General features: G+C 64.8%; 4 protein-coding genes. 2 read left to right on the forward strand and 2 right to left on the reverse strand.

Annotation, left to right across the window (positions count from 1 at the left end):
* Nucleotides 1–37 precede the first annotated feature (37 nt).
* Together ACIQ42_RS12385 and ACIQ42_RS12390 are read right to left on the reverse strand one after the other, a co-directional pair.
* A complete protein-coding gene (locus ACIQ42_RS12385; RefSeq protein ID WP_397422499.1) occupies nucleotides 38–982 on the reverse strand; it encodes an alpha-E domain-containing protein in 945 nt (314 codons plus the stop codon).
* Complete coding sequence (locus ACIQ42_RS12390) at nucleotides 979–2,388, reverse strand: circularly permuted type 2 ATP-grasp protein (protein WP_397422502.1); 1,410 nt, start codon at nucleotides 2,386–2,388, stop codon at nucleotides 979–981. Before ACIQ42_RS12390 ends, ACIQ42_RS12385 begins: the two co-directional genes overlap by 4 nt.
* Nucleotides 2,389–2,652: 264 nt before the next feature.
* Between ACIQ42_RS12390 and ACIQ42_RS12395 the strand changes: the two genes are divergently transcribed.
* Together ACIQ42_RS12395 and ACIQ42_RS12400 are read left to right on the forward strand one after the other, a co-directional pair.
* Entirely contained in the window at nucleotides 2,653–4,428 is a 1,776-nt protein-coding gene (locus tag ACIQ42_RS12395; RefSeq protein WP_397422500.1) for an autotransporter assembly complex family protein, read from the forward strand.
* A gap of 401 nt (nucleotides 4,429–4,829) precedes the next feature.
* A partial coding sequence (locus tag ACIQ42_RS12400) for a translocation/assembly module TamB domain-containing protein (protein ID WP_397422501.1) occupies nucleotides 4,830–8,570 on the forward strand: 3,741 nt, incomplete at its 3' end.

The raw sequence follows: 8,570 nt of genomic DNA on the forward strand, positions 1-8,570 counted from the left end.
GTGATGTGACGAATCTCGAGGAGCACGTTTCTTCCTTCTAGGCGGGGAGGCGGTCTTCGAGGGGGTAGGCGACAAAGGCGTCGTAGAGGCTGCGGTGGATGGCCGAGCACTCCTCAAGCACGGTTTTCAGGAACGGACTGGCGCCCTGGGCCTCAAGTTCATCCATGTCGCCATACTGGAGTCTCGCCCGCAGCCGACCCGCCAGTCGATCCGGCCCGCTGCCCGCCATGCCGGAGTGGCGGACAATGGCCGCCAGGTGTGTTTCGATCTGTTGCGTGCAGAAGCGAATGGAGCGGGGGAAATCTTCGTCCAGGGTCAGAAACTGCAGGATGTAGCGAGGCTGCATCTCCGCGGTGTAGACCCGCAGATAGGGCTCCAGGGCGCAGCCCATCCGGAGCACGCTGGTAAGCGCGAAGTGGTCTGTAACAGGCTTGCGCTTGCGGCCCTCCCCGAACACAACCTCCAGAAGAGATCCGATCAGTTGGGCGCGCTCCAGATAGACGCCCAGCAACAGGAAACTCCAGCCTTCGCCATGGCTCATCGTGGCGTCACCGGCGCCCTTGAAGAGATGGAGATCGGCGATGGTATCGTGGAGGAAGAGCTGTGAACCACCCTCGAACGATCGCGTGGCGTCCGGATCGTTCATGCGCAGATAGATCAGGTTCAGCCGTTCCCAGGTCTCCGTGGTGATCTGGTCGCGCACCTGACGGGCATTTTCGCGGGCGTGGGCGATGGACGAATAGATGGAGCCCCGGTCGCCGCGATCCAGCGCCAGGGCCAGGGCCGCGTCATAGGGACTTTTGGCGCGCGCCATCTCCGGGTCGCCAACGGCCGCCAGCGCGATCCGCGCCACCTGGGTGGCGGCCTCGGAGCGATCCAGGGTCGCGTTCAGCATCACGTCGGAGAGCCGGCACATATGCTCGGCGCGCTCCACATATCGACCGATCCAGTAGAGACTGTCGGCCACTCTGGCGAGCATCATCGCGCGGCTCCCTTGCTTTCAGCCAGAATCCAGGTGTCCTTGGAGCCCCCGCCCTGACTGGAGTTGACCACCAACGACCCTTTCTTCAGCGCCACGCGTGTCAGGGCGCCGGGTGTCACGGTGATCTTCTCGCCCGACAGGATGAACGGTCGCAGGTCCACGTGCCGCGGCTCGATGGCGTGATCGATCAGACAGGGCGCTGTGGAAAGTTGAATCGTCGGCTGGGCGATATAGTTGGCGGGATCAGCCCGCAGAGCATCGGCAAACTCTTCCTGCTGAGCCTTGGTGGAGTGGGGCCCCACCAGCATGCCATAGCCTCCCGAGGCCCCCACGGCCTTGACAACCAGCTTGTCCAGATTTGCCAGCACATGGCTCAACTGCGCCGGTTCGCGGCATAGGTAGGTCTCGATGTTGGGCAGGATGGCGTCTTCGTTCAGGTAGTAGCGGATGATTTCCGGCACATAGGCGTAGACGGCCTTGTCGTCGGCCACCCCGGTCCCGGGCGCGTTGCAGATCACCACGTTGCCGGCGCGATAGGCGTTGAACAATCCTGCTGCGCCGAGTGAGGAATCCCGTCGGAAGGTGAGAGGATCGATGAAGTCGTCGTCAACCCGGCGGTAGATCACATCAATCCGGCGCAGGCCGGTGGTCGTGCGCATGTAGACCATGTTTTCGTGCACCACGAGGTCACGGCCTTCAACCAGCGGCACGCCCATCAAACGCGCCAGATAGGCGTGCTCGTAGTAGGCGGAATTGTAGACCCCCGGCGTCAGTACGGCGACCTGCGGGTTTGGACGCCAGTCGGCAGCCATGCTCTTCAATGTGGCCAGCAGAAGGTCGGGATAGCGGTCAATCGACCGGACGCCAGCCCCGCGGAACGTACCCGGAAACACCCTCTTTGAGGCTTCGCGGTTTGCCAGCATGTACGAGACGCCGGAGGGGACGCGCAGATTATCCTCCAGAACCGCGAACTCGCCATTCGGCTGGCGGATCAGGTCGGAGCCACAGACGTTGGCGTAAGCCTTGTGTGGCACGTAGAGGTTCTGCATCTCACGACGATAGGACGGCGCCTGAAGCACCAGTTCCCGCGGCACCACGCCGTCCATCAGGATCTGCTGGTCATAATAAATGTCGGCCAGAAACATGTTCAACGCCCGCAGACGCTGGATCAGCCCGGCCTCGATGCGCGCCCATTCCTGGGCGGGAATGATGCGCGGCAGGATGTCGGTCGGAATGATGCGCTCGGTCGAACTCTCCGCGCCATAAACCGTGAACGTGATGCCCTGCAGCAGGAAAAACCGTTCCTGTGTCTTCTGTCGCTCGGCCAATTCGTCCGCAGACAAGGTCGCCAGACGCGCCTCCAGGGCGTGGTAGTGCTTGCGGACCCGACCGTCGGGAGCCAGCATTTCGTCATAGGGCAGCGCGGGCGCCTCGGTCTCGGTCGGCTGGTCGTCTCGTTTGGCGCTCACGACAGTTTTCACACCCTTGGCCGGAAAGACCGGCTGAATCTGTAGGACGGTTAAGGGGTCACCGGAAGCATAGCGTTGAAATTCGTTGGAACCTCGCCAACCGTTCGACCGCTGCCCAGAAATTGGGCGCCGCCAGATGGATGACAGGAGGGGGTGGTCCGGTTACACCGGCCTTCGAGGCTGCGACCAAGGGAATCTGGATTGGGTCGACTGCTATATGCTGTCGCCGCGTCAGCGGCTGCCTGTGCGCCCGTTCTTGCGGAGGCTGCGGAACCGCGCGCTACCGTACAGGGTGAGGTGTCGGGCGAACTGAAAGCCACAATCCAGAAGGTCATCGGCGCCACGGATCGCCCCGTGGAGAATCGTTTCGAGGCCCGTCGCCGCGCCCGCGCCGCCGCAGAGGACGCGATCGCTGTCCTACGTTCCGAAGGCTATTACGGCTATCGGGTCGAGCCTGATGTGGGAGAGTCCGATCCGCCGTTGCCCGTCGTTCAGATTTCGCCTGGCCCTCAGTTTCGATTGAAATCACCCGCCCTGAGCTGGGTGGGCGCCTCGCCAGACGAAGACACGATCTCTGTAGCGAACCGGGCCCTTACCCTTGTGCCCGACGCCCCCGCACGGTCGGTTGATATCCTGGGCGCCGAGGGGAGGGTGTTGGCCGCGATACAGAAGCGCGGTTACGCCGACGCGGAGGCGGCGCCGCTCGATGTACTCGTGGACCATTCAGATACATCTGTACTGGCGACATATCGTATCGCCTCGGGCGCGCTCGTGCGGCTTGGCGGGCTGGACATCCAGGCGTCAGGTCAGACACAAACTGGCTTTCTGCGGGGGCTCACGCCCTGGACGGCCGGCGCGGTCTATAATCCTGATGATGTGGCCGAGCTTGAGCGCCGCCTGCTCGATACAGGGGCCTACGATGCCGTCACGGTCGCGTTGTCACCGCCGGGCGCGATATCCGGCGATGGATATCGACCTGTCGTGCTGAGCCTGGCGGAACGAAAGCCTCGCTCAATCGAGGGCGGCGCCAGCTATTCGACCAGCGAGGGCGCCGGTGTGAACGTGCGCTGGACCCACTACAATCGTCTGGCGCGTGCCGACACTATCGCACTCTTCGGCCAGATTTCGGATCGCGACACACGGGCTGGCGGCGATCTGTCGCTCCCGCACTGGCGTCGGGCTCAACAGACGCTTCGCACCGGCGCCGCCGGCTACCAGGTCAAGACCGACGCCTTTGACGCAACCGGGTTCGGGATTCACGCTGATGTGACCCGCCGTTATGGGAAGACCTCCTACGCGACGGTTGGGCTTTCCACCGACTACAGCCGTACCCAGGAAATCCGGTTGAACACCCTGACGCCTCTCGGGCGGGATCTCGTCACGTTCGTTGCGCTGTCGGACCTTTTGCTCGACCGATCCACTGATCCCCTCGACCCCAAGGCCGGGTGGCGCCTGAGTGCGCGGCTTGAACCAACCCTGATCGTGGGCGACACCAACCTGCCTTACCTGCGGGGTGTTGCGCAGGGGACGGTCTATCAATCCCTGGACAAGGGCGGCGAGACGGTTGTGGCGGCGCGCCTGCGACTGGGGCGCATCGTCAACGGCGTGGTGGATCAGGTACCGGCGTCACAGCGGTTTTACGCCGGTGGCGGGGGTTCGGTGCGGGGCTTTTCCTATCAGGCCGTCGGCCCGCGTTTCCCGGACGGCACACCGCGCGGCGGGGTGTTTCTGATGGAGTCGTCGCTTGAGGTGCGCCGCGAACTCACATCCACATGGGGCTTCGCCGTGTTTGCCGATGCCGGAGCTGTGGGATCAGGCGGCCCGGTGGATTTCCGGGATCTGGCCATCGGAGCTGGCTTTGGGGTCCGGTACAATCTCGGCTTCGCCCCGATCCGGGTGGATATTGCGACCCCGGTCACGCGTCGGCGTGGGGAGCCGCCCTTCCAGATATACGTCAGCATCGGTCAGAGCTTTTGACCACGACAGAACATCATGCCCCGCCACGCGCGCCTCGACGCGGACGCCGGATCGTCCTTATCCTGGCGGCGATCCTTCTGGCCGTCGTCGGGACCCTCGCCGCACTTCGATACGGCGTGTTGCTTCCGCCAGTGCGCGCCTTTGTCGAGGCCCGGGCAGATGGTTTGCGCGTAGGCCAGCTTGGCAGACTGCGGATCGAAGGCCTGACAGGTGACCTCTGGCGTGACGTTCGTGCCAGGAGGGTCACGCTTCGAGACGCCAACGGCGTCTGGATTCAAGCGGATAATGTACATATTTCATGGGATTATCGCCAACTTCTGACACGTCGATTCGAGGCGAGCCGGATTGAAGCCAGCAGCGTCCGGGTCCTTCGGCGACCCCAGCTTGGCCCGCGTCGCCCCATGCGCGAGCAGCCGGTCTCGATAGAGATCCGCGACCTTCGCACGCGGCTGTTGCTGGACCCCGCCTTCAGCGGCCAGCAGGGCGACTACGACGTCCGCGCCAATCTTGACCTTGAGCGTGGAGGTCCCAAGTCGGGTCGGGTGTCGGCCATGAGTCGCCTGCATGTCGGGGATCAACTGAGCCTGGGCTTCAGAACGGGCGCAAAGGGCGTCTTCAAGGTCGATGGTAAGGCGGAGGAAGCCCGGGGCGGTGCGCTGGCGGGCGCTATAGGTCTCCCCGTGGATCAACCCTTCGAGCTGGTGGTCCGGGGCGAGGGGTCGCTTTCCCGGGGCAACTTTACCGCGCACGCGACCTCGGGGAACACGAGGCCACTGGACGCGACCGGCGCGTGGACGCCGAAAGGCGGCCAGGCCACGGGGCGAGTGTCGCTGACAGCCTCGTCACTGACGACCGTGCTGGCGGGCCGGCTGGGCCCGGAGCTTCAGTTCATCGTCAGCGGGAGCCGGGCGGGCTCCGACCTCTATGCCCTGGACGGTCGTTTCAGGTCGGAAGCGCTCGGCGTTCATGCCTGGGGTCTTGGCAATCCTGCCAGCCTCAATCTGGCTGCCAAGGGCGCCCAGGTTGTGGCCGAGGCCCGATCATTGTCACGCCTGACGGGAGGGCCGACCTCTGGACCGGCGCGATTGGCGGGTCGCGTGACGGGCAAGGCCAGCGACTGGCGGTTCGTGGGCGTCGCGTCACTCGAAGCCATTGCCGCCAGTGGGTATCGCCTTGCGCGCATCACCGGACCGATCGAGGTTTCATCCGCCAAGGGTCGCTACGCGATCAAGGCTGCGGCAACTGGATCCGGCGGGCAGGGCGCCGGTTTTGCCGCCACCCTGCTGGGCGCCGCGCCAACGGCGAGCCTCGAGGGTGAGCGCCTCGCCAACGGCCAAATTCTGGTCCGGCGCCTGGACATCGTCGGGCGTGAACTGCGGGTCCAGGCCAGCGGTGATCGGAACCTTGTGGGCGCGGTAAACCTCAAGGCGACCGCGCAAATCAACAACCTCACGGTCGCAAGGCCGGGGGCCTCGGGGAGTGTCGCCTTCAAAGGGTCTGCATCCCAGAGCCGGGTTGGACGTCCGTGGGACATCGCGCTCGAAGCGCAGGGGGATCGGTTCGCGCTGGGGTTCGCGGAAATGGACCGCTTGTTGGGCAGCAAGCCGCGATTGGAGGCGAGGGCCGCGTGGCTCGCCGGGCGTCTTGAGGTTTCCCGGGCCAGGCTGGATGGCGCGGCGCTCAACGCCACCGCCACGGGTGCTCTCGGCGCCGCCGGCACGCTCGGGTTCCGGACCGACTGGTCGGCGTCAGGGCCCTTCCGGGCGGGCCCGGTCGAGGTCTTGGGGCGTGCCAGGGGCGATGGCGATATCACGGGAGACCTGGTTTCGCCGCGGCTGACGCTCACGGCGGACCTTGAGCAGATCGACGTCCCGCGGCTGCCGATGCGAAACGGCAAGTTGAATCTGGTCTTCCAGCGCCAGGCCGACGGGTCCAACGGCAGTGTTTCCCTGACCGCGGAAAGCGCCTACGGGCCGGCGCGAGCGGGGTCCGATTTCAGCTTTGCGCCAGGTGGAGTGGATCTATCCGATCTCGTCATCGACGCTGGAGGGGTGAGGGCGTCGGGGAGGCTGACTCTGCGCGATCGCGCGCCCTCGGCGGCTGACCTCGCGCTTGATATCGGGCCAGGCGCCCTGCTGGATGCGGGCCGGATGACAGGAACCGCCAGGATCGTCGATGCCAGCGGAGGTGCCCGTGCGGTGCTGCTTCTCAACGCTGAGCGGCTTCGCGCGCGGGGTTCGGCGGTCCTGGTGCGTTCGGCAAGACTCACCGCCGACGGGCCAATGGCGAGATTGCCCTATGCCGTAGAAGCGAGTGGCGCATCGGGGCAGGGCGCATGGACAATCAAGGGGCAGGGGCTGCTGTCCGATGCCCGGCCAGGCTACGATCTAACCCTGGATGGGCGAGGTGCCCTGGGAAGCCGAGATCTCCAGACCGTTGAGCCGGCGACATTCCGCTTCGCCGATGGCGATCAAAGCGCACGGGTTCGTCTTATGGGTTCGGACGGCGGGAAGCTGGACCTTGACGGCGCCCTCAAGGGGGACGCGGCGACTGTGCGGGTGAAGGTCGTGGAATTGGGCCTCAACCTCTTTGACCCCGACTTTGACGGGCGGGTTGACGGCACTCTCGTCTTGCAGGGTCGCGGCGAACAACTCTCAGGCGTACTTGAGACGCGCCTGACGAACGCGCGCGGTCGCGGCACGCCTGCGGCGCAGGGTGTTGATGGGACGCTGCGCGGGCGTCTTGCACAGGACACCCTGACCCTCGACCTGGCTACCGCCAGCCAACAGGGTTTGAAGGGCGAAGCCAGTCTGGTTCTGCCGAGCGAGAGCTCCGCCCGGCCATTCAGGGTCGCCGTATCCCGGCAACGCCCGATGCGCGGCAGTTTCAATGCTGAAGGCGAAGTTCGACCTTTGTGGGAGCTCATGATCGGCGGAGAGAGGTCGCTGTCCGGATTTGTGCGCACCAATGGCGTTCTATCGGGCACGTTGGCCAGGCCTGAGGCGGAAGGTCGGATAGAAGTCGAGCGCGGGCGTTTTGACGATGGCGCCAGCGGTCTTTCCCTCAGGGACGTCGCATTGCAGGCTTCCTTCGGCGACGACGCTGTGAACGTGATCTCAGCGCGTGGCGCGGACGGTCGCGGCGGGCAGCTGGCCGGGCAGGGGCGCATCAGTCTGCTGCCTGACGGCGTATCGAGTTTCCGTCTTGATCTGCAGGCGTTCCGGCTCATTGACAATGAAACCGCGACGGCGACCGCGACTGGTGAGGCCACGATCAATCGCGCCGCCGATGGCAAGGTCAAGCTGTCTGGAAATCTCACCATAGACCGCGCGGATATTGCGGCTGAGCCATTGGTTCCCTCCGGTGTCATCGCGATGGATGTCCGGGAAGTGAACCTCCCCTACGATCTTCCGGTCGCCTTCGAGGGCGCGCGGAAGAAGGGTGATGGCTGGGCGCTGGACGTTAAACTGAAAGCGCCGCGTCGGGTGTTTCTGCGCGGTCGCGGACTGGATGTCGAGCTATCGCTCGACGCTCAAGTCGGGGGCACAACTGCAAACTCAAATCTTACCGGGACCGCCCGTGTCGTGCGAGGGGACTACGACTTTGCGGGCAAGCGATTTGCGTTCGATGACACAAGCATCGTGTATCTGGCCAGCAAACCACAGAACATCCGCCTGCAACTGGACGCGACGCGAGAGGATCCTTCTCTGAAGGTGACCGTCCGCATCCGCGGCACGGCGGCCAGGCCGGAGATCGCCCTCGTGTCGTCGCCCAGTCTGCCCAACGATGAAATTCTGTCCAAAGTGCTGTTCGAGCGCTCCGCCTCGCAACTATCACCCGTTGAGGCGGCGCAGTTGGCCTCGGCATTGTCATCCCTGACCGGCGGTGGCGGACTGGATATCATTGGCAATCTCAAGAGTTTTGCCGGACTCGATCGCCTGGCGTTCGCAGGTGGCCAGCAGAGCGGTGTCACCGTTTCGGGCGGGAAGTACCTCACGGACGATCTGTATCTGGAACTCACAGGCGGAGGACGCGAGGGGCCGTCGGCTCAGGTCGAGTGGCGGATCGGCAAGAGCCTGTCGATCCTGTCCCGGCTGGCTGGCCAATCGGGCAATCGTGTCGCGGTGCGCTGGCGCAAAGAC

It is taken from the genome of Phenylobacterium sp. (assembly GCF_044372605.1).
In the GTDB taxonomy this organism is placed as follows: domain Bacteria; phylum Pseudomonadota; class Alphaproteobacteria; order Caulobacterales; family Caulobacteraceae; genus Phenylobacterium.

Bases quoted from the DNA above. Each gene is read 5' to 3' on its own strand.
- ACIQ42_RS12385 (WP_397422499.1), bottom strand. From the start codon at position 982: ATGATGCTCGCCAGAGTGGCCGACAGTCTCTACTGGATCGGTCGATAT.
- ACIQ42_RS12390 (WP_397422502.1), bottom strand. From the start codon at position 2,388: ATGCTGGCTCCCGACGGTCGGGTCCGCAAGCACTACCACGCCCTGGAG.